Source organism: Luteibacter sp. P4_D7_3 (assembly GCF_056401735.1).
On the sequence record NZ_JBFUIT010000011.1, the window covers coordinates 1 to 22,067 of the forward strand.

Below are 22,067 nucleotides of genomic sequence, written 5' to 3' on the forward strand. Positions count from 1 at the left end.
TCCAATGAGCAAACGATCCGTCTACTACCTCGGAGTGGGACCCTTGGCCATTGCCTCCCATGAGGTCAGGTGAAAAGACGAGAGACCTTTCCGGCGCCTGCGAGTCGAGCGGAAAGTTCCAGTACGGAAGACTCACCGAGGGATCAATCCGTTGAAGCTCTCGCTCGAAACGCATAAGGAACTGCCGCAGACGACTAAGCCCGCTTAGGGAATCGGCACCGCACGTCAGGAACGATTTCTGATATGTCGAGTACTCTTGGGCAAAGCCGTCGTACACCGTCGGCAACGGAAGACCAAGCCGAGGTCGATTCGTTCGCTTTAAGGCATCAACGAAGTTTGCCCGTTCGGAACTGGATAGCGCTAAGTAGTCGCGGCGCACGTAGATCGATGAACAGCTCAACTGTGCCTTTAACGCTCCACTGCGGGTCGCGGCGTACGCGAAGGCGGCGGTGGCCATACCCTGGATGAAGTGACGTCGTTTCWTGGTGCTCCTCTCCGTGGCTGGTGAGCATCGACACGCGCATTCGTGAATGCCTGCGTGCAATGAACTCATGACTCAAGGAGGAGCGTCGCCCTTTGGAAACGGGCAAACAAGATGCCTACGTTGATAACCACGGCGCCGACGGCGGAATCGCAACGCCGTTCCGGCAGTTAGCATGGAAGCTGTTGAAATCGCTCACATGCTGCATTTTAAGTAGTGATTGGCCAGAAACCGAATCACGGCACTGGATGCTGCTCGACAATCTTGTCGACATGCCACGTCACCGGCGAAGCGTCAGCCGGAACATTCTTCGCATGCACCTCGGTGATCTTCACCAGGTACTCATTGCCCGGCTTCCAGTCGAGGCCTTCGACCGGCGCGTAGTTGATCTGCCAGGCGTCCTTCGGCGTCTCGCGGTACTGCAGGCATTCGGTCTTCATGACGCCATTCGTGCACGGCACCTTGCTGCCGGCGATGTACAGCAGGCGCGACCGCGAACCGTGGTCGGACGGCGTTGTCGCGCAGGCGGCGAGCGAGAGGACGGCGGCAGCAAGAAGGACGGAGCGCATGGCGGGAATCCGAAGTCGAATGCCCCAAAGAGATACCAGCTTCGGCGTGGCAAAGCCATGGACACGATGTGACGTTGCGGTAGGAGCCGATTTATCGGCGATGGGTGCTTGCCGTGGGCTAGCCCGCTGGCGCGGGATCGCCGATGAATCGGCTCCCACAGGACACCAACAAAAAAAAGGGGCCGGATTGCTCCGGCCCCTCTTCGTTTCCCTGCTATCAGGCGTACAGCGGGTTCGGCTTGTCGACGTCCAGCTTGTATTCCTTGATGGCGCGGCTCACATCCTTCGCGTTGACCTTGCCATCCTTCGCGAGGGCGGCCAGGGCGGCGTGGGCGATCCAGTAGCGGTCGACCTCGAAGTGGCTGCGCAGGTTCGCACGCGAGTCGCTGCGACCGAAGCCGTCCGTACCGAGCACCGTGTAGCGCATGCCGTCCGGCATGAACGCACGCACCTGGTCGGCGAACTCGCGGACATAGTCGGTCGCGGCAACGGCCGGGCCCTGACGCTCACCCAGCAAGCCGGTGATGTAGGGCACGCGCTGCGTGGCTTCCGGATGCAGGCGGTTCCAGCGCTCGGCGTCGAAACCTTCGCGACGGACTTCCGAGAAGCTCGGCACCGACCAGATGTCCGACGTCACGCCGAAGTCCTTCTCCAGGAGCTCCGCCGCGGCGATGACTTCGCGCAGGATCGTGCCCGAACCGAGCAGCTGCACGCGCGGCTCGTTCTTCTTCGCCTTGCCACCGTCCTTGAACAGGTACATGCCCTTGACGATGCCTTCCTCGCTGCCCTTGGGCAGGTCGGGGTGGGCATAGTTCTCGTTCATCACGGTGATGTAGTAGTAGACGTCTTCCTGCTCCTGCATCATCCGGCGCGTGCCGTCCTGCAGGATCACCGCCAGCTCGTAGGAGAAGGTCGGATCGTAGGAGATGACGTTCGGGATCGCGCCGGAGAGTAGGTGCGAGTGACCGTCTTCGTGCTGCAGGCCTTCGCCGTTGAGCGTGGTGCGGCCTGCCGTGCCACCGATGAGGAAGCCGCGCGCGCGCATGTCGCCCGCCGCCCAGCAAAGGTCACCGATGCGCTGGAAACCGAACATCGAGTAGTAGATGAAGAACGGCAGCATCGCCACGTTGCTGATGCTGTAGCTCGTTGCTGCAGCCAGCCACGCGCTCATGCCGCCGGCTTCGCTGATGCCTTCCTGGAGGACCTGGCCCTTCTGGTCTTCGCGGTAGTACAGCAGCTGGTCGGCGTCCTGCGGACGGTACTTCTGGCCGAACGGCGCGTAGATGCCGATCTGGCGGAACATGCCTTCCATGCCGAAGGTGCGAGCCTCGTCGGCAACGATCGGCACGACGCGCGGACCGAGTTCCTTGTCACGCAGCATGAGGTTCATGCCACGGACGAGGGCCATGGTCGTGGAGATCTCGCGCTCGCCCGTGCCCTTGGTGATCTGCTCGAAGGCTTCGAGCGTCGGCGCGGTGAACGACTTGTCCGACTTGCGACGACGCTGCGGCAGCGAACCGCCGAGCGCGCGACGGCGCTCGAGCATGTACTGCACTTCCTCCGAGTCCTTGCCCGGATGGTAGTACGGCACTTCCTCGAGCTTGTCGTCGGGAATGGGGATGTTGAAGCGGTCGCGGAAGGCGCGGATCGCGTCCGTATCCATCTTCTTCTGGTTGTGCGCCGGGTTCTGCGATTCGCCCGCAGCGCCCATGCCGTAACCCTTCACCGTCTTGGCGAGGACCACGGTCGGCATGCCCTTGGTGTTCACGGCCGCGTGGTAGGCCGCGTAGACCTTGTGCGGATCGTGACCGCCGCGGTTGAGGCGCCAGATGTCGTCGTCGGACATGTTGGCGACCAGCGCGGCCGTTTCCGGGTACTTGCCGAAGAAATGCTCACGCGTGTACGCGCCACCGAAAGCCTTGCAGGCCTGGTACTCGCCGTCGACGGTTTCCATCATCAGCTGGCGCAGCTTGCCCGTGGTGTCGCGGGCGAGAAGCGGATCCCAGTAGCTGCCCCACGCCACCTTGATCGCGTTCCAGCCGGCGCCACGGAACACGCCTTCGAGTTCCTGGATGATCTTGCCGTTACCGCGAACCGGGCCGTCGAGGCGCTGCAGGTTGCAGTTGATGACGAAGATGAGGTTGTCGAGGCCTTCGCGGCCGGCCAGCGAGATCGCGCCGAGCGACTCCGGCTCGTCCGACTCGCCGTCGCCCATGAAGCACCAGATCTTGCGATCGGACTTCGGAATGAGGCCGCGGTGCTCGAGGTACTTCCAGAACTGCGCCTGGTAGATCGCCTGGATCGGGCCGAGACCCATGGACACGGTCGGTACCTGCCAGTAGTCCGGCATCAGGTACGGATGCGGGTACGAGGAGAGACCCTTGCCCTTGCCTTCCACTTCCATACGGAAGAGGTCGAGCTGTTCTTCGCTGATGCGGCCTTCGAGGAACGAACGCGCGTACACACCCGGGGCCGAATGGCCCTGGTGGAACACGAGGTCGCCCGGATGGTCTTCGCTGGGTGCGCGCCAGAAGTGGTTGAAGCCGACGTCGTACAGCGTCGCCGAGGAAGCGAAGCTGGAGATGTGGCCACCGAGGTCGCCCGGCTTGCGGTTGGCGCGCACGACGGTCGCCAGCGCGTTCCAGCGGATCAGCGAGCGGATGCGCCATTCGATGGCGGCGTTACCGGGGCTGCGCGCTTCCATGTGCGGCGGGATGGTGTTCACGTACTCGGTGGTCGGGTCGAACGGCAGGTAGCCACCCGAACGACGCGTGGAGTCGACCATGCGCTCCAGCAGGAAATGCGCGCGCTCGGTGCCGTCGTGATTGATGACGGCGTTGAGCGACTCGACCCATTCACGGGTTTCGGTGGGGTCGAGGTCCTGGTTCAGGATATCGTCGATCTGGTCCATGGATGCTCCGCTCGCGCGTGGCGCGCGCTTCATGAGGTCTGTAGAGCCCGCTGGGGTGGCGGGAAAACCTTTCCATGATACCGCGAAGTTTTCACATACGCGGCGGTATGGGGGTTTGTCTCGTGATAAATCGGTTTGGGACGGGGGGGTTCGGCGAACTGGCCCGCTGCCGCGGGATCGCCGCTGAAGCGGCTCCTACCGAGCAAGGAGGGGCTTGCTGGGTGGGAGCCGATTCATCGGCGATGCGGCGCAAAGCGCCGCTCAATCAATCATTTACAACCGTACGCGGCTTCCCGGCCCGGATCTGCGCCTCGACGCACGCCACGGCAGTCATATTGACCACGCGGCGCACCGTCGCCTGGGGCGTCAGGATGTGGGCCGGCTTGGCCACGCCCATCAGGATCGGGCCGATGACCACGCCGTCGCACAGCACGCGGACCATGTTGTAGGCCGTGTTGGCGGCGTCCAGATTCGGGAAGACGAAGACGTTGGCCTTACCTTCCAGGCGCGAGTTCGGGAAGATCCTCTCGCGCAGTTCCGGGGTGAGCGCCACATCGGCCTGCATTTCGCCCTCGACTTCGAGACGTGGCGCCTTCTCGCGGATCAGGCGCAGCGCCTCGCGCATCTTCTTCGAACTGCGGGTCTCGCGGCCGCCGAAGTTGGAGTTGGACAGCAGGGCGATCTTCGGCTGGATGCCGAACAGCTTCAGGCGAAGCGAGGCCTGCAGCGTGGCTTCGGCGATCTGCTCGGCCGTCGGGTCGTCCTGCACATAGGTGTCGAGGAAGAAGAAGGTGCCCTTCTCCGTCGATACCGCAGCCATCGCGGATGCCTCGGCAATGCCCTCATCCAGTCCGATGATGTCGGTGATGTAGTCGAGCTTGCTGTGATACGTGCCGACCAGGCCGCAGATCATCGCGTCGGCCTCGCCCCGCTCCACCATCAGCGCGGCAATGACCGTCGGACGCGAGCGGACCACGGCCTTGGCGGAGGCGGGCGTGACGCCACGGCGCTCCATGATCGAGTGGTAGAGGCGCCAGTAATCCTCGAAACGCGGATCCGAGTGGATGTTGCACATCTCGAAGTCCACACCCGGCTTCAGACGCAGACCGGCGCGCGCGATGCGGCGCTCGATCACGTCGGGGCGGCCGACCAGGATCGGCCGGGCCAGACCCTCGTCCACCACCGTCTGCACGGCACGCAGCGTGGTCTCTTCTTCGCCTTCGGCGTAGACCACGCGCTTCGGATCGGCCTTGGCGCGATCGAACACCGGCTTCATCAGCAGGCCAGTGCGGAAGACGAAGCTGGTGAGCTGGTCGATGTAAGCCGGGAAGTCCTGGATGGGACGCTCGGCCACACCGGAATCCATGGCGGCCTGGGCGATCGCCGGCGGCAGCTGGATCAGCAGGCGCGGATCGAACGGCTGTGGAATGAGGTACTCGGGGCCGAAACTCGGCGGCTTGCCGCCATAAGCCCGTGCACTGACGTCCGACGCTTCACGGCGCGCCAGCTCGGCGATGGCTTTCACGCAGGCCACCTTCATCTGCTCATTGATGACCGACGCGCCCACGTCGAGCGCGCCGCGGAACAGGTAGGGGAAGCAAAGGGCATTGTTGACCTGGTTCGGGTAGTCCGAACGGCCCGTAGCCATGATGCAGTCCGGGCGGACAGCCTTGGCGTCCTCCGGAAGGATCTCCGGGTTCGGATTGGCCAGCGCGAAGATGATCGGGCGCTCGGCCATGGTCGCGACCATCTCCGGCTTGAGGATGCCACCGGCGGAAAGGCCCAGGAAGATATCCGCGCCGACGACGATCTCGGCCAGCGTGCGCTTGTCGGTATCGCGCGCATAGCGCTGCTTGTCCGGGTCGAGGTCGGTACGGCCGGTGTGCAGGACACCGTCGCGATCGAAGGCCAGGATGTTGTCGCGCTTCAGGCCCAGCGTCACCAGCATGTCGACGCAGGAAATACCTGCGGCGCCCATGCCCGTGGTGGCGAGCTTCACGTCCTCGATCTTCTTGCCGGTGACCAGCAACGCATTGATGACCGCCGCGCCGACGATGATCGCCGTGCCATGCTGGTCGTCATGGAACACGGGAATCTTCATGCGCTCGCGCAGCTTGCGCTCGACGATGAAGCACTCCGGCGCCTTGATGTCTTCGAGGTTGATACCACCGAAGGTCGGCTCGAGGCTGGCAATGATATCCACCAGCTTGTCCGGGTCGTTCTCATTGATCTCGATGTCGAACACATCGATACCGGCGAATTTCTGGAACAGGACGCCCTTGCCTTCCATCACCGGCTTGCTCGCCAGTGCGCCGATGTTGCCCAGGCCGAGCACTGCCGTGCCGTTGGTGATCACCGCGACAAGGTTGGAGCGCGCGGTAAGCTCAGCGGCCTCCCGCGGGTCGGCGACGATCGCATCGCACGCCGCGGCGACGCCCGGCGAATACGCGAGGGAAAGATCGCGCTGGGTCAGCAATGACGTCGTCGGCGTGACCTTGATCTTGCCCGGACGGGGAAGGCGGTGGTACTCGAGCGCGGCTTGCCGCAGTTCCTCGGAGATGGCCATGGGGTCCTGTGGGAGCTTCAATGAAAAGGGACGAACAGCGGGCCTGCAGCCACGCCGTGAAGCGTCGATGTTAGCACCGCCATGGCGATTCGCCCGACCCGGGGTGTGTTGCATTGCGACATCCTGTGATATGAAAACGCTACATGTCAGCCATGCGGAATCCGGCAGATTGCCCACGCTGGCGCGCCTACCGTCGACGGTCCTTCTTGCACGTCGAGGATCGTCATGTCGCGTTTCGCTATCGTTACCGCCCTGGTCGGCGGCCTTTTCCCCCTGCTGTCACTGGCGAACGTCGTGGTCGACGAGCCGGCGCTGCGCCGGAGCCTGCTTCGACTGCCCCAGGACGCGAGTCGTAGCGTCGAGGTGACCCTTCCGACGAGCGCCACCTCGTCGTCGCGCTTCCGCGTGCGCGATTCGGGCGCCCTCCCCGTTGCCCTCGCGAAGAAGTTTCCCGGCATGCGGAGCTTTCGCGGCAGCGATACGCAGGGGCGAACCGTTCGGCTGGACCTGTCGAAGGCAGGCATGCGAGCCAGCGTTCGCGACGGGCATGCCGAGTGGATCCTTCGACCCGGCGAGGTGGCAAGGATGGCGAACGTCGCGTCAGACGACACGTCGGTTGCCCCAGCGGACGCACTGGCCGCCACGCCGACGGAGGATTCAGGGCTTGCCGCAAGGATGACCACGGCACGAAGTGGTGGCGGCATCCGCCACGACTTCCGGCTTGCGGTCGCCGCAGACAGCCGCTATGTCGCGAAACTCGGTGGCACGGTCGAAGACGCGCTCGGCGAGATCGTCCATGCCGTGAATCGCGCCAATGAAGTCTTCGAAACCGATGTCGGCGTGCATTTCACCCTGGTCGACGACAACGACAGGATCATCCGTGCCGATCCGCGACATGATCCCTACCGACGCATGGACCCGGGCCCCGCCACGGTGACGCTGATCGACCGCGAGATCGGCAAGCGCAACTACGACATCGGACATGCCGTGACGACGTTGTTCGGTGGCGAGAGCCATATCGGCACCTCATGCAGTGACGATAGACGCGCCGATTTTCTTGCCACGCACAAGGCCGCGGCATGGAGCGGCCACGCGCATCCCGAGAGTGAGCCGCATGCCATCGGGTTCATGATCCATGTGCTCGGCCGCCAGCTGGGTGCGTGGCCCACCGCCAACGGATGCAGCCGCCCGACCCTCCCCGATCGCGCGGTGGAACCCGGTAGCGGCAGCACGGCGATGGGCTATGCGCCCTCCGGCTGCGGCGGCGACGCGCAGGCGTTGCAGGCACGCTCGGACCTGTACTTCCATGCCGCGAACATCGAACAGATGCAGGCGTGGCTGGGGTCACGCGGTGGGCGCTGCGCCAACAAGCGTATCAATCCGGTGTCCGCCCCATGGTTCGACCCCGAACCGCTCGCCGAGGAGAAGGTCATCCCGGCCCGCACGCCCTTCGCTCTCGAAGCCATGGCGGAGCAGGAAGCGGGTGCGCGTCGCCTGACCTACACCTGGGAGCAGATGGATGTCGGCGACGAGCAACGTGGTTCACTCACGGATAAAGGCAACGGCCCCCTGTTCCGTTCGTTCGCGCCCACACGTTCGGGCAACCGCAGCTTCCCGAGGATGGCCGCGGTGCTTGGCCGTGAAACCGCAGAGCCCGGCGAAACCTTGCCGACGACATCGCGCCGGCTCAATTTCAGACTCACCGTGAGAGACAACGGTGGCGAGCATGCGACGGTCGCCAGCACCGACACCCGGGTGCGCGTGGTCGATACCGGGCGGCCCTTCGCCGTGCTATCGCCGGAAGCGGCGGCGCGAGGCATCGCTGGACAGGCGTTGCGCGTACGCTGGGATGTCGCCGGCACCACGGGCGAACCGATCTCCTGTCACTTTCTCGAGATCGATCTTTCCGTCGATGGCGGCGACACGTGGCTCGCCACGCCCATCGCAACGGACGTGCGGAACAGCGGCGAGACCGAGGTGATGCTGCCCACCCTGGAGACGCCGACCGACCATGCACGCATGCGCCTGCGCTGTGACTGGCGACCTTTCTTCGCCGTGTCGCCCGGCGATTTCACGATCGTGCCCGGCCCGTAACGGGTACGCGCTACAGGCCGAGGGAGATTTCCTCGGCCTCCACGCCCGCCATATGGATATGGTTGACGAAGAGTGAGAAGGCCAGCTTCCCGGCCAGGCCATGGACGTGCTGCATCCACGGTGGGAGATAGCGCGGCGCGACGATATCGCCGCTGGCGAAATGGGCTTCGAGGCTCATCACGTCATGCAGGGCGAGCTTGCCGGCGAACAGGTTGCGCAACAGGTCGAGGCGGCGCTGGCGCAAGGCCCAGCGGAAGAACGTGTGCACCGCCAGCAGGCCGGATAGGTAGACGTTGTCCTTGGCGAAGGCCGAGCCGCCGGYCAGCGGTACGCCGCGGAAGACCCGTTGCGCGGAATGGAAGCTGTCGCCCACGTTCTGCCCGCATTCGCGGAAATAACGGAACACGTCCACGAAGTCCGCGCCGTTCAGCGCCATGTCGATCGCAAGGATGCGCAGGCTGATGCGCTTCAGCCGCGAAATGTCGATCGCACCCGACATCAGCTCGGCGAACACAGCCAGGCCTTCCTGCGTGGCGGTGACACGCGGCGATGTACGCGCCAGCGAGGCGAGCACGGGCTGTTCGCGGCCGTTGAGCGCCGTGAGCGAATGGACGAAGGCCTCGTGCGCGAGCAGCTGGTGCCGGTCGTATTCCGTGAAGTGGATGCCACCACGCAGGCGGATGCGCGTCGCGCCAGCCGCGGCCTTGGCGGTGAGCTCGGGATCGACTTCGACCGAAATCGTTCCCGGCGAGAAGAAGGCATCGAGCATCTCGGACATGTCGCGGCGCAGTTCTTCGGCCGGAATCGTGCCCGTGGCGTCCTCGGTTTCCAGATCCGCACCCAACTCGTCCGCCAGGTCGACGAAATAGCGGGCGGCATCGAGGTTGCTGCGGTTGCTTCCGGGGATGGCGTCGCCCGGCTTGCCGTAAAGCGCCACCGAGGCGACGGTGACGCCATCGGTGCCGGCGGCATCGAGCATCTCGGTGGCCACGCGCCAGGATTCGGCCGTTCGGCGCAGGTACTCGGCAATCGGATGGTCTTCGCAGACCTCCCGCTCGATCGCTTCCAACTCGGCCCGGGTGCCCCCCAGATCGGGTGGCCGGTAACGGATATCCGGCAGCGAAAGGCGCCCGGCCCCGAATTCCTCGATGAGGCGCTCTTCGACCGATGCCGGCCAGGACACCGTCGGCAGGATGCGGATGGCGCGGACAGCGGCCAGCAGCCGCTGGTCAAGCGCCGCATAGCGCCGCATTTCCGGAGTCAGATGGGGCGGGAGGACGTGGGCGTGCATGGGGCGGAAGTATAGGCCGGGGCGCCGTTTCAGCGCGAAGAGATGTATTTCTCGCGGCGGATGTGCTGCACCGACAGCCCATGCTCCTTCAGCGAGGCGAAGGCGGCGTCGACCATGTTCGGGTTGCCGCACAGGTAGGCGATGTCCTGCTCGCCGTTGGGCTGCAGCTCCACCAGCATGTCCTGGACATAGCCGAGGCGGTCGTGGGGACGCGGGTTCGGCCGGGCGCCCCGACTCAGGCAGGGGTGGAAATCGAACCCCTCGTGAGTACGGGCAAATGCCTCGAACTCCTCGCCGTAGAGCAGCTCTCCCTCGTTGCGGGCGCCGTAAAGGAGCACGAAACGGCAGCCACGGCTGGCGATGAGGCTGGCGATCTGCGGCAACATGGCGCGGTAAGGGGTGACGCCGGTACCCGTGGCAATCAGGATGTAGCGCTGGTTCTGGTCGGCGTCCATCAGGCAGAAACGGCCATACGGGCCGCTCGCGTCGATCGTCTCACCCGGTTTCAGACCACTCAGCAGCTTGGTTGCCGCCCCGCCGTCCACGTAGCTCACCGCGATCTCGACCCGATCGACCGGCCCGGTTCCGTCCCCGATGGTCCCTACCGAATAGCTGCGCTTGGTCGGCTTGCCATCGTCGTAATGGAAGTGGACCTGGAGGAACTGCCCCGGCACGAAGGCCAGCGGCTGGCCGTCGGCACGCTCGAACGACAGGTGCCGCACCGAGGGGGCGAGCATGAAGCTGTCGGCGAGTCGGAGCTGGAATTGTTCGGCCATGGAAAGTCTCTGTTGACGTGCGGGAACAAGGTGGACAGACAAAGCCCGGTATAATAGGCGGCTTGTCATCCCGGCGCAGCCCATGACCACTCCTGCTTTAAACGTCAATAATTTACGGAAGACCTACGGCAACGGCGTGGAGGCCCTCAAAGGCATCTCCCTGACCGTCGAACCGGGCGACTTCTACGCCCTGCTCGGCCCCAACGGTGCCGGCAAGTCGACCCTCATCGGCATCCTCTCCTCCCTGGTCAACTCGACCTCGGGCGACGCGGAGATCTTCGGGGTGTCGATCCACAAGCACCGCAGCGAGGCGATGCGCCTGATCGGCCTGGTGCCCCAGGAACTCAACTTCAACCAGTTCGAGAAGCCCTTCGACATCTGCGTGAACCAGGCCGGCTTCTACGGCATCGGTCGCGCCGAGGCTTCCCTGCGCGCGGAGAAGTACCTGAAGGAGCTGCGCCTGTGGGACAAGGCACACGGCCAGGCACGGACCTTGTCGGGCGGCATGAAACGCCGCCTGATGATCGCCCGCGCCATGATGAACGAGCCGAAGCTGCTGATCCTCGACGAGCCCACCGCGGGCGTCGACATCGAGATTCGCCGCTCCATGTGGCAGTTCGTCAGCGGCATCAACGCTGCCGGCACCACGGTGATCCTCACCACGCATTATCTCGAGGAAGCCGAGCAGCTCTGCCGCAACATCGCGATCATCGACCAGGGTCGCATCGTGCAGAACACGTCGATGAAGAGCCTGTTGGCCACGCTGGACGTGGAAACCTTCGTGCTGGACGTTCCCAGCGCACCGGGCGTCCTTCCCGTCCTGCCCGGCGTGGTTCTCCGCACGCTGGACGATCACACCATCGAAGCCGAGATGTCCCGCTCCCACGACCTGAACTCCCTGTTCGCCGCGCTTTCCTCGCACGGTGTCACCGTCACTTCGATGCGCAACAAGTCCAACCGGCTGGAAGAGCTTTTCGTCCGACTGGTCGAGCACGGCAGGGAGAACGCGGCATGAGCGCTGCCACCAACCTCGTTGCGCTGAACACCATCGTTCGCCGCGAGATCGCGCGCATCCTGCGCATCTGGACGCAGACGCTGATCCCGCCCGCGATCACGATGACGCTGTACTTCGTCATCTTCGGCAAGCTCATCGGCAGCCGTATCGGCCTGATGCATGGCTTCACGTACATGCAGTACATCGTGCCGGGCCTGGTCATGATGAGCATCATCACGAACAGCTACGGCAACATCTCCTCCTCGTTCTTCGGCGCGAAGTTCGGCCGCTTCGTCGAGGAAATGCTGGTTTCGCCGATGTCGAACTGGGTGATCCTGCTGGGTTATGTCACTGGCGCAGTGACGCGCGGCGTGATCGTCGGTGCCCTGGTGCTGGTGATTGCGCTGTTCTTCACCGACCTGCATGTGGCCCACCCGATCATCACCTTCCTCTCCGTGGTGCTTGGTGCGACGGTGTTCTCGCTGGCCGGCTTCGTCAATGCCGTGTTCGCCAAGAAATTCGACGATATCGCACTGGTGCCGACCTTCGTGCTCACACCACTGACGTATCTCGGTGGCGTGTTCTATTCGGTCGACCTGCTTGGCGAGCCCTGGCACACCATTTCGCTGGCCAACCCGATCCTCTACATGGTCAACGCCTTCCGCTTCGGCGTGCTCGGCGTGAGCGACGTGCCCATCGTCACCGCGTTCATCGTGATGCTGGTCTTCGTGGTCGGCCTCAGTGGTATCGCCTTGCGCCTGCTCTCGCGCGGCGTGGGCCTGCGCTCGTAACGACATGCGGGTCAACAAGTACATCAGCGAGGCCGGCCTCTGCTCGCGACGCGAGGCGGACGAACTGCTCGTCGCCGGTCGCGTGACGATCAACGAGGACGTGGTCGGCATGGGCGCCAAGGCCCTCGAGGGCGATGTGGTGCGCGTGGATGGCGAGATCGTCGTCGCGCGAACGATGGCCCCCGAGTCAGCGAAAAACCGCGGCGTCTATATCGCCTTGTACAAGCCGGTGGGCATCACCTGCACCACGGATCAGACCGTCGATGGCAACATCGTCGACTTTGTCGACCATCCGCAGCGCATCTTCCCTATCGGCCGGCTCGACAAGGATTCCGAAGGCCTGATCCTGCTGACCAGCAATGGCGACATCGTCAACGAGATCCTGCGTTCGGAAAACCGCCACGAAAAGGAATACCTCGTGGCGGTGAACAAGGCCGTGACCGACGAGTTCATCCGCGGCATGGCCAAGGGTGTGCGCGTACACAACCAGATGACCGATCCCTGTCGCGTGCGCAAGATCGCGAAATTCGGCTTCTCCATCGTGCTCACGCAAGGCCTCAACCGACAGATCCGCCTGATGGCTGCGGCGTTCGGCTATCGCGTGACCCAACTGCGACGCGTGCGCATCATCAACGTGAAGCTGGGGCATCTCAAGCCGGGGCAGTGGCGAAACCTGACCGAAGCTGAGCTCCAGGGCTTGCTGCCGGAACGCACGCGCTGGTAGAGCCGGCACGGCTCTGGCACGAACGCCTACAGCCTCTGCGTTTCCACTGACATAGCAAAACGAGATAGGACCACAACTGTCTGGGGCAACCCCGGCGGCGACCCGTCGTGCCTTGTCAGAAACTACGTGGGCCGACATGAAGACGGCACCGTGATTCAAACAAGGATGTTCCTCAGACATGAAGCCCCTCCTCCGGCTGGCGTGCCTCGCCGCCCTTCTTCCCGGCCCCGCATTGGCTGCAGGGCAAACCACCGTCGACGTCTATCGCGAACTCATTCGTTACCGCGCCGCTACGGTGGGTGCGGAGAAGGCATTCGGATACGACACGCACGCGTACGTTTCGAAGTTCCTCGACAACCCGGATTCGCTGTACAGCGATCTGCGGATCGATCCGCCCATCACCAATGAAATCTGGTGGTACGACTTCGTCGACAGCCTTCCGATCGACGCGACCGAGAAAAGTGACGCTGCTCTCGAGATGTTGCAATGGCAGGGTGGCTTCACCAAGGCGAGAATCGGAATCGATGTGGTCGTCGACAAAGCGTCTGTCCGCGCCTATCGGGGTGAATATGCCGCTGCCAGTGCGATCAAGGCTGGCGTCGACGCTGACATCTTCCTGAAGGCCTGGGATATGAACGGGCGGATGACCACCATCGGCGCCGGCCACGCCGTCGCGCTGCAGTTGCTTCGCCATCAGGTCCGGAGCAACGCGCCGGAGACGTACGACGCCCTCGGGATCAAACCCGGCGTGCTGAGCCGCTATCTCCAGCAGAACAATCCGGAGAAGATCGACGCGTTTGACCAGGCCTACCTCGCCGACCTCCTTCGCTATGCCCTGTCCAGGCAGGACTTCACGATCGACACGGACGGACACAGGCAACTCCCGGCCGCATATCGTGTCGCACGCGTCGCCGCGGCCTTCGCGGATGCCGGAGGCTATCTCAATCCGCACGGCTACTGCCGGGGCAACGATCCCCATCCGGATGAACCGACCCGAGCGGACGCCATCGACGACAACCGTCCTCTTTGCTTCGTCGCCGCGACCGATCGTGCCGTGCAGTCGTGGTTCCGCCGTCAGATGCGCCACGAAGCATCCCTCATACGTAAAGCACATGAGAATCGCGACGAGACCGCCACGCGTCTGATGTCCTGGTTCAGCGGCGCACTGCTCCTGATCGATCTCGCAGGCTTTGTCGAAATGGGTGAAGCAGGCCTTCTCGGCGAGATGAGCGCTGAGGGCGCCATCCCCGAGGAAGAGGCGGCATACGCCGAAGAACGCGCCAATCAACTGACTTGCAGGCTCCGCTCATGATCAATCGTAACGTTCTCTTCTCTGTCCGCCTGGGCGCTTTGATGCTCGGCCTTTCGGCTTCGCTGGCATACGCGGGAAAGATCGAAACCGTTGGACAGTTCGCTTCCGGTGAGGGCGTCGTTGCCATGCTGGACGGCGAGTCGATCTTCTTCGCCGATGCCTATCGCGCGAAGCTCATCGACGCGCAGCTGGACACGGTTGGAAATAGCGGAACATGGGGTCGCGTGCGACACGGCATACATTCCCCGACCCTCGCACGGATGGAGTACGTGTACACCAAGGACGGACGCACGCTCCGACGTGTCTATCATGCGCGCAGTGGCCCCGCGATGGAGGTCGTCCTGAGCCGGTATGACTTCTCCCCGTCGACAGATGCATCCGCGGGCGAATCGAGCGCTAACGAGTCCGAAGGATCCCGGCCTTACGAGATCTCCGATGAGGACATTGCGAAGGATTTCGCTGAGCGCGTGTATTACCCGGCAGACACCCCGTTCAACGTGCGCGTTCCCAATCTTCCGCTACGCAGCGACTCCGTCATCCAGTCGCGTCTCGTCGGCGGCAAGGACACTCATAAGGCAGACGCGGAGCTGAAAATTTTCCGGCAGATCGAAGCCGACATCAACGATGGCATCGTCACGCGTGGTGGAACACTCACCGGATATGTGAGCAAGGCGATGTGCGAATCGTGCGGTCCTGCCTCGGAAGACCTTGCCGAACACTTCGACATCAATGGCACGATTCAACAGTTAGTGGAGCGTGACAAGAACACGGTCGCGCTCGATCCCGCACTGGAGGCGAGCCACACGTCGTCCGAGGCGCTGAAGAACTCGCGCAAGGCGTACGCCAGCAAGCACTTCAGGCGCAATGCCGTCACGGACCCCGGGAAGCGATCGTGGATCGGCCTGGATAGCGTCAAGGCCCTGGAAGCCGAAGAGGCCGGATCGAAGGCCATCGAACCGTGTGGTGATTGACGTGCGCCATGGCATCCGCGCTCTCGGCGTCAGCCTCGTCGTGATCGGCAGCTCGTTCGCCCAGGCGACGACGATCGTCGATGTCGACGTGTGGTCGCACCTGCAGCGCGAGCGCGTCGCACGCGTTGGCGGTGAGCAGGCCTTCGCCGGATCGGAGAGCGAGCTGATGCTCCAGTTGCTCACCGACCCCGCATCGCCTTATTCGGAGACCGTGCGTGAACCCGACTTCACGAACGATGCCGAGTGGCCGGAGGTCCTCGCGGGTCTGCCGGGCAATCTCTCCACGGCCTCGGCGGTGGCCGTTCTCGACTGGGATCTCGGCCTGACGCGCGCCAGGCCCGGACACGACGTCGAGCCGCATCCAGGCTACAAGGACACCTTCGTGGCCGCGAGCGCGACGAAGGCTGACGTCGACGCCGACATCTTCTGGCACATGATCGACCTGACCGGCTTCCGCCATTCCGCTCGGGCCGCGACCTATGCCGTCGCCATGCAGATGCTGCGCGACCAGGTTCAGGCGACGATACCGGAACGTCGTGCCCTGCTCGGTATCGACGAAGCGGTCTTTCGCCGTGTCATGAAGGCTGCCTATCTCGATCAGGTTTCCACCTATGACATGCAGTACCTGTCCACGCTGGTTCAACACCGGCTGATCCACTGGCAACCGGGAGAGCGCTCCCGATCGGGCCTGAGGGCACTCCCCACGGTCTACCGCGTGGCTCGCGCGGCCGCCGCGTATCGCGATGCGCAAGGGTATCTCGGTAGCTATCCCTGCCGACCCGATGCAACGCCCGTGACCGGGCGCGCGGGAACCGGTGTCGAGGGGGACGATCGCCCGCTCTGCTTCGTCGCGGCAACCGATCGTGCCGTCCACCGTTGGTATATCGACGAAGCGCAGCGACAGGCGATCTGGATACCGGAACGCGAGCACGATGGCATGCTGAGACTGGCGGGATTCGCCGCGGCAGTGCTCACCCTGCTCGACCTCGCGCCGCTCGTCGAGGTGGTCGAGGCCGTCGCCGCCGACGATCTCGTCACCGCCGAATGGCTCACGCCGGTCGAGGCCGACATGGCTGCCGAACGCGCTGACCATCTTTTCTGCCCCTTTCCGGAGTGACCGCCATGCGCCCCGCTCTCATTGCGACGCTTTCAGCCGCGATTTTCGCGTCCACCATTTCCTCAGCGTGCATGGGCGGTGTTGTGGAGACCGATCGAATCACCCTCGACGAGGGCAACGTCACGGCGCTCCTGGAGTCGACCAGCCAACACTACGTCGACGCCATGCGCTCGTTGATCAGCGAGCGCTACCAGGACGAGTATCGCGCCATTCGCTGGGAAGCCCTGGAGAATGTCATGCGCGATGCGCCCATCGCCCGCCTTGAATATCACTTCGCCATCAACGGTGTCGCCAACGTCCGGGTGTACCACGCGATGGGCGGGCGCCCGCTGGGCTCGCTGGCAAAGTCGATCTTTGAAGGACCGACGCGTCCGGGCACGCCAGACACACCGGCCAGCCCCATGGATATCGAATCCGAGGACGAGGGTTCCGTGCGTGCCTTGCCGGCGGTGGACGAGGTCGCCGCGGACCTGGAGGACAACCGCTTCTACACCGAGTTCGATGAGATCAACGTGCGAGCCCCCATGATGGCCGACGATAGCTCGGCGCTGGAGGCGTTCCTCGTCGAAGGCGAGAACCGGGCCTTCGATCCCGAGTTCAAGGCCTTGCGTGCCATCGAGCGGGATCTTCGTACGGGAGTCATCCCAAGCGGCGGGAGGATTCAGGGCAGCGTCAGCGGCATGGCGTGCACGTCGTGCAAGTACGCGATGAAACGCTTTTCGGACACGTATGCTGTCGATGTCCGCCTCGCCCAGGTCTTCCCCTCCATGTCCCGTCCTGCCCAGGCTGAGCTGATCGCCTCGGGCCGCGCCCGCTTGAGAGGGACCATGCTGGTCGATACGGTCACCGACCGCCCCCTGCTGGCAGCGGATCTCTTGCGGGGTGCTCGCGAAGGCCAGATCAGGCGGTCACTGAGCCCCCGCGCCATGGGCCGGTCCTTCAAGGGAATGCCCTGGGCCCGACGCTCGTTCCGGCTGAACCCGATTCGGTTACAGCGCGTCTCCGAGGRCTCATCCGAAGGATCTCCCCCACCGCGGCCCCGCGTTCCAAAAGACCCTGCCACCGGCTGCTGACCGCGTGAAGCGGCGGCGTCCGACCCGGCATGCGATCATGGGCACATGAATGCCTTCGCCCAGACCACCCTTTCGCCCGCCCTCCTTGCCGCCGTGGACTCCCTCGGCTACACCGAGATGACACCGATTCAGCGGGAAAGCCTGCCGCCTATCCTTGACGGCCGCGATGTGATCGCCCAGGCCCGGACGGGCAGCGGCAAGACCGCGGCGTTTGGCCTGGGGCTTCTTCAGCAACTGGATCTCACGAAAATCCAGCTGCAGGCGCTGGTGCTCTGCCCGACGCGCGAACTCGCCGACCAGGTGAGCAAGGCGATTCGCCGCCTTGCCATCAACCTGCCCAACGTGAAGCTGCTGACGCTGTGCGGCGGCATGCCACTGGGCCCCCAGCTCGCCTCGCTCGAACACGACCCCCACATCGTCGTCGGTACCCCGGGACGAGTGCAGGAACATCTCAAGCGTGAAAGCCTGCACGGCGGCGGCATCAAGGTGCTGGTGCTCGACGAAGCCGATCGCATGCTCGACATGGGCTTCGAGGAAGCGATCGACGACATCGTCAAGCGCATATCGAAGCATCACCAGACCCTGCTGTTCTCGGCTACCTATCCCGATGCGATCCGTGCCGTTAGCGGTCGCGTGCAGCGTGATCCGGTCACGGTCACCGTCGAAGAAAAGCACGACGAGAACACCATCGAGCAGCGCATGATCGAGGTGGAACCGGCGAACAAGCCCGACGTGCTGTCGCGCATACTGACCCACGAGAAGCCGGAAGCCACCCTGGTGTTCTGCAACATGCGCAAGGACACCGAAACGCTTGCCGCGGAGCTCGATCGCCGTGGCTTCTCGCCGCTGGCCCTGCACGGCGACCTTGAACAGCGCGATCGTGACGAAGTGCTCGTCCGCTTCGCCAATCGCAGCTGCAATATCCTCGTCGCCACCGATGTGGCCGCGCGTGGCCTGGACATCATCGACCTGCCACTGGTGATCAGCTACGACGTCGCCCACGATGCCGATACGCACACCCATCGCGTGGGGCGCACCGGCCGCGCCGGCGCCAGGGGTCTCGCCATCACCCTGGTCGGTTCGCGCGAACAGCCGAAGATTCGCGCCATCGAGGAACGTCTTGGCGGCCCCATGCTGCGCTATCCGGCAAAGCCGGTCGGGGATGGCCGCAAGGTGCTCAACCTCGCGGCCATGAAAACCCTCGTGATCGACGCCGGTCGTCAGGACAAGCTTCGCCCGGGCGACATCCTCGGCGCACTCACCGGCGATGCCGGCCTCGAGGCCAAGGACATCGGCAAGATCGATGTCTTCGCCACGCGCGCCTATGTAGCCATCCGCAGGGATCTCGCGAATCGGGCCCTCGAGCGCCTGCGCGCCGGCAAGATCAAGGGCCGCAACTTCCGGGTAAGACCGCTCGGCTGATTCCCGGGCTACCTCAGTACGAACGCGGCGCGGCGCAATAACCTCTCGTGTCGGCGGCGGGAGGCGGTGTGGGTGGCCCCGGCCTCGGCGTGGGTCCGCGAGTCATGAGCGAGCCCATCGCCGAGGTGAAGAACAGCACCCGCTTGCGCATGAATCGCTGCGATGCCCACGCGCCGTCGCCGGAAAGTGCATTGATGTGCACGTCGATGTCGTACTGCAGGGCGAACATACGCACGGCCATCTCGCAGGAAAGGCACATCGGCTGACTGACGAAGGCGGTGACTTCGCCCCCGAGCGGGACGCGCTTGCTGATCAGGTCGCGTTCGATGGACCGCACGGCCTTCAGTTCAGCGTCGTTGCGTCGTGCATCGGACGGCCGACCGTCAGCCAGGGCCGTCCAGGTGATCACCGACCTGTCCGAGGGCAACAACACGGCGTGCACCTCGGTAGGCTGCACCTGCAGATAGTTCTCATAGGGTGCCGGCGCCTGTCCACGCACGCCTAGCCTCGGTGGGTCCTCGCCGGACCGCGCATAGTAGGTCCGCGTGTGCTCCCTGCCATTGACTGTATAGGTGTATTCGAACGCCGCGAAGGTCGATGAAAAGAACTGTCGCGCGAATTCATGGAAGGCCTGGCGGTTGCCCCGCCTATGCGACGTGGCGCCGAGAAACCATTCCACCGAAGGGATGGCGTGGTGAAGGAAGCTCAGGCGTAGGTGCCATAGCACGATGTCGTCGTAGTCATAGGTCCATTCGTAAGTCTTCACCTCGCCCGCACTGGCAGGGCATCCAGCGACGGCGAGGAACAGACCAAGGAGCAGGCGGTGGCGAATCGATGCACGGCGCGATCTCATGGGCGACTCCTGCCGCACAAGTGCGTCGCCACGTGGTTGTTGATGACCTCGGCAGCCTCCTCGGCGGAAAACGCGCCTCGTGTACGATCTTCGATCAGCAAGCGATCGGCCGTCTCGGTATGCCCCGCATGGCGGGCGAAGAGTTCACCATGCGGCATCGTCTCGCGCCCGGACCGGGCATAGTCCAGCGGCAGCAGTGCGGGCGATAGCTCAGGTGGCCACAGGCCGTGATGTGATTCGTCCTGGGTCATCTGGGTTTCCAGTACGCGCCGAAACCAGGCATGCACGCTGCGATCGATAGCATTCGACAGGCACAGCTCGCGCCGGGGGTCGTAGGGACTGGATGCCGCGACATGTCGATCGGCCACACCGCGGGCGTCGCACGGGGGACGCCCTGCATAGGGCATGGCTTGCCGGTAAGCCGCCGCCACCCGGGCCACACGAAACGCCAGGGGGATCTCCCTGTGGCCGTAGATCGTTTCTCGCCCCGCATGCCAGCCCGACATTTCCGACTCGAGCATGTGCGTGAGGTATGACCAGTCCGAACTTACGATATCCGTCAGGCGATCGGCCAGGAGGAAGCGAAACAACACCATCTCGCGAACGCCGGATACACGCCGTCTCGTCACCTGCAGCGTCGGGATGCGATCGCGAAGCACCTGGGCCGCGACAGCGTAGTAAGCCGCCACCGCATAGTGCCGTTCGCCGAACAAGCGACGTGCTTGATTGAAGATGTCGACGGCAACGCCCGCTTTGATGAGATGGGCTTGCACCATGCTGTCGCCTGCGAAGGCGACGGGATGGTCACCCGCGGACAATCCCGGCAAGGCGTTGGTCAGGCCGAGATCCCAGGCGACGGCAGCTCTTGCTTCCGCATGCGTCATCGGCGTCTCGAGATCTTCGTCCATCCGATGAAGCGCCCTCACCCACGGAGCGTCGCCAGGTTGGCTCTCTCGCAAGTCGGCTACCGCGCTATAGGGAGAAGAAGGATCGACGAGCAAGCGAGACGTCAACGAGTCGTCGTCACGCATGGCTCCGGCCAGGCCGTTCGCCTTGATGCGCTCCTCCATCCAGAGCGCAGTGAAGTCGCCCGATGGTGGCGCAAGGGGGCTGGTTTGCTTTGTGTTGGCGAGAGCTCCGCCGGCAGCAAAGCTCGATGCGACGACGAATGCGAGGGTGACACCCACCCGGCAGGCGCGAGCCGGTGCGGGCTGAAGCAAGGTAGTCATGAGATTCCTTCTCGAAGACCCGAGGTTACGTCCCACTCGTCAGGGCATGTGGGAGAAATAACTCACCAGCAGCGTCGCCGCGACTTCCCGAATCTGCCGCAACGACAGGAACAAGGGTGTCCTTCTGCCATCGGCATTTTCACCGTCGACGTAGTTGACCCGTACCGTCGCACCGGTCTCGCTGGCGAAACGGCGAAGCGCCGGGCTGCACGATATGCAGGGCTTCTGGCTGACGAAGCCGACCAGCTCCCCATTCGCCATCTCGGGATTCAGGTAGATATCGTTCTTCAGCGTCTGCAGAATCTTGATCTCTGCATCGCTGGCCCGATTGGCCAGCGGATCGTGGCTCGGCCTGACCGACGAACCCGGCACCTCCACATTCGTCCTTGCGAAGCGAAAGACACTCACGTCGGGCAGGTAATCCGCCTCCCGCGTTCCCGGCACGACCAGATCCGAATCGCCCTGTGGTATGAGCCGCTCGAATTCGTGATTCGAACGCGACACGTAGACGCGCGTGTAGCGAACATCCCCGACGTGCCAGCTGTATTCGAAGAAGGCGAAGGTCGCCCTCATCAGCTGGTTCCGAAACCGCTCCATTGACGGCTCACCCACACCCCGGCTGCGGTCGCGCACGGCGTCGCTGATGTAGCCCTGCATGCCGTGCGCATAGACATTKATCAGGAAGCCAAGGCGATCGGTCATCGTGCCTTCGACATCCTCCGTATACCCGGCTTCGACGACCGTACCTGGTGAAGGGTCGGGAAGCTCCGTCGGCGCAGGCGTGGGCTTGGGCGCGGGCTTCCTACGGACGGCCGACGCGTCTGCGCCGCCGAAGCAAAGCAGGACGGCAAGCGCCAGCCGTGCGGCAGACGTCATGGATGATGGGCGCATGA

Annotated in this window: 18 protein-coding genes; 9 read left to right on the plus strand and 9 right to left on the minus strand. The window is 64.1% G+C overall.

Going from position 1 to position 22,067, the window contains the following annotated elements:
- The 4 genes from AC1DSN_RS02455 to AC1DSN_RS02470 form a co-directional block, all read right to left on the minus strand.
- Positions 1 to 457 (minus strand): tyrosinase family protein (locus AC1DSN_RS02455; protein WP_477329465.1); only part of this gene is annotated, 457 nt, incomplete at its 3' end.
- 260 nt (positions 458 to 717) lie between these two features.
- Complete coding sequence (locus AC1DSN_RS02460) at positions 718 to 1,050, minus strand: DUF4377 domain-containing protein (RefSeq protein WP_063570509.1); 333 nt, start codon at positions 1,048 to 1,050, stop codon at positions 718 to 720.
- 217 nt (positions 1,051 to 1,267) lie between these two features.
- Positions 1,268 to 3,961, minus strand: a complete 2,694-nt coding sequence (aceE, locus tag AC1DSN_RS02465; RefSeq protein ID WP_213949823.1) for a pyruvate dehydrogenase (acetyl-transferring), homodimeric type — start codon at positions 3,959 to 3,961, stop codon at positions 1,268 to 1,270.
- Between the two features lie 265 nt (positions 3,962 to 4,226).
- On the minus strand, positions 4,227 to 6,527 hold the full coding sequence (locus AC1DSN_RS02470; protein WP_477329467.1) for an NADP-dependent malic enzyme: 2,301 nt from the start codon (positions 6,525 to 6,527) through the stop codon (positions 4,227 to 4,229).
- A 225-nt stretch (positions 6,528 to 6,752) separates the two neighbouring features.
- On the opposite strand from AC1DSN_RS02470, the gene AC1DSN_RS02475 reads away from it, so the two are divergent.
- Entirely contained in the window at positions 6,753 to 8,621 is a 1,869-nt protein-coding gene (locus AC1DSN_RS02475; RefSeq protein WP_477329469.1) for a reprolysin-like metallopeptidase, read from the plus strand.
- A 10-nt stretch (positions 8,622 to 8,631) separates the two neighbouring features.
- On the opposite strand, the gene AC1DSN_RS02480 is transcribed toward AC1DSN_RS02475, so the two are convergent.
- On the minus strand, positions 8,632 to 9,912 hold the full coding sequence (locus tag AC1DSN_RS02480) for a flavohemoglobin expression-modulating QEGLA motif protein (protein WP_477329471.1): 1,281 nt from the start codon (positions 9,910 to 9,912) through the stop codon (positions 8,632 to 8,634).
- A gap of 29 nt (positions 9,913 to 9,941) precedes the next feature.
- Entirely contained in the window at positions 9,942 to 10,688 is a 747-nt protein-coding gene (locus AC1DSN_RS02485) for an FAD-binding oxidoreductase (RefSeq protein ID WP_477295940.1), read from the minus strand.
- 82 nt (positions 10,689 to 10,770) lie between these two features.
- On the opposite strand from AC1DSN_RS02485, the gene AC1DSN_RS02490 reads away from it, so the two are divergent.
- From AC1DSN_RS02490 to dbpA, 8 genes are all read left to right on the plus strand, one after another.
- Positions 10,771 to 11,703 (plus strand): ABC transporter ATP-binding protein, encoded by a 933-nt coding sequence (locus AC1DSN_RS02490; RefSeq protein WP_213949826.1) that lies wholly within the window; start codon positions 10,771 to 10,773, stop codon positions 11,701 to 11,703.
- Positions 11,700 to 12,473: an ABC transporter permease gene (locus tag AC1DSN_RS02495; RefSeq protein WP_063572878.1), complete on the plus strand. Its 774-nt coding sequence runs from the start codon at positions 11,700 to 11,702 to the stop codon at positions 12,471 to 12,473. The genes AC1DSN_RS02490 and AC1DSN_RS02495 overlap by 4 nt, the downstream gene beginning before the upstream one ends.
- A gap of 4 nt (positions 12,474 to 12,477) precedes the next feature.
- On the plus strand, positions 12,478 to 13,197 hold the full coding sequence (locus AC1DSN_RS02500; RefSeq protein WP_213949827.1) for a pseudouridine synthase: 720 nt from the start codon (positions 12,478 to 12,480) through the stop codon (positions 13,195 to 13,197).
- A 178-nt stretch (positions 13,198 to 13,375) separates the two neighbouring features.
- On the plus strand, positions 13,376 to 14,509 hold the full coding sequence (locus AC1DSN_RS02505) for a hypothetical protein (RefSeq protein WP_477295941.1): 1,134 nt from the start codon (positions 13,376 to 13,378) through the stop codon (positions 14,507 to 14,509).
- Entirely contained in the window at positions 14,506 to 15,480 is a 975-nt protein-coding gene (locus tag AC1DSN_RS02510; RefSeq protein ID WP_063573214.1) for a hypothetical protein, read from the plus strand. The genes AC1DSN_RS02505 and AC1DSN_RS02510 overlap by 4 nt, the downstream gene beginning before the upstream one ends.
- The gene (locus AC1DSN_RS02515) at positions 15,473 to 16,597 is read left to right on the plus strand and encodes a hypothetical protein (RefSeq protein WP_477329474.1); all 1,125 of its coding nucleotides are present in this window, start codon (positions 15,473 to 15,475) and stop codon (positions 16,595 to 16,597) included. The genes AC1DSN_RS02510 and AC1DSN_RS02515 overlap by 8 nt, the downstream gene beginning before the upstream one ends.
- Positions 16,598 to 16,602: 5 nt before the next feature.
- The gene (locus AC1DSN_RS02520) at positions 16,603 to 17,670 is read left to right on the plus strand and encodes a hypothetical protein (protein WP_477329475.1); all 1,068 of its coding nucleotides are present in this window, start codon (positions 16,603 to 16,605) and stop codon (positions 17,668 to 17,670) included.
- Positions 17,671 to 17,715: 45 nt separating this feature from the next.
- Positions 17,716 to 19,092 (plus strand): ATP-dependent RNA helicase DbpA, encoded by a 1,377-nt coding sequence (dbpA, locus tag AC1DSN_RS02525; protein ID WP_213949831.1) that lies wholly within the window; start codon positions 17,716 to 17,718, stop codon positions 19,090 to 19,092.
- 13 nt (positions 19,093 to 19,105) lie between these two features.
- Here the strand turns inward: dbpA and AC1DSN_RS02530 are convergent, their stop codons facing one another.
- From AC1DSN_RS02530 to AC1DSN_RS02540, 3 genes are read right to left on the minus strand one after another with little or no spacing between them, the layout of a single operon-like run.
- Complete coding sequence (locus AC1DSN_RS02530) at positions 19,106 to 19,945, minus strand: hypothetical protein (protein WP_477329477.1); 840 nt, start codon at positions 19,943 to 19,945, stop codon at positions 19,106 to 19,108.
- Positions 19,942 to 21,174 carry a hypothetical protein gene (locus AC1DSN_RS02535; protein WP_477296145.1) on the minus strand — a complete coding sequence of 411 codons (1,233 nt, stop codon included), beginning with the start codon at positions 21,172 to 21,174 and terminating at the stop codon, positions 19,942 to 19,944. The genes AC1DSN_RS02530 and AC1DSN_RS02535 overlap by 4 nt, the downstream gene beginning before the upstream one ends.
- 39 nt (positions 21,175 to 21,213) lie before the next feature.
- Positions 21,214 to 22,065 (minus strand): hypothetical protein, encoded by an 852-nt coding sequence (locus tag AC1DSN_RS02540; protein ID WP_477296146.1) that lies wholly within the window; start codon positions 22,063 to 22,065, stop codon positions 21,214 to 21,216.
- Positions 22,066 to 22,067 lie beyond the last annotated feature (2 nt).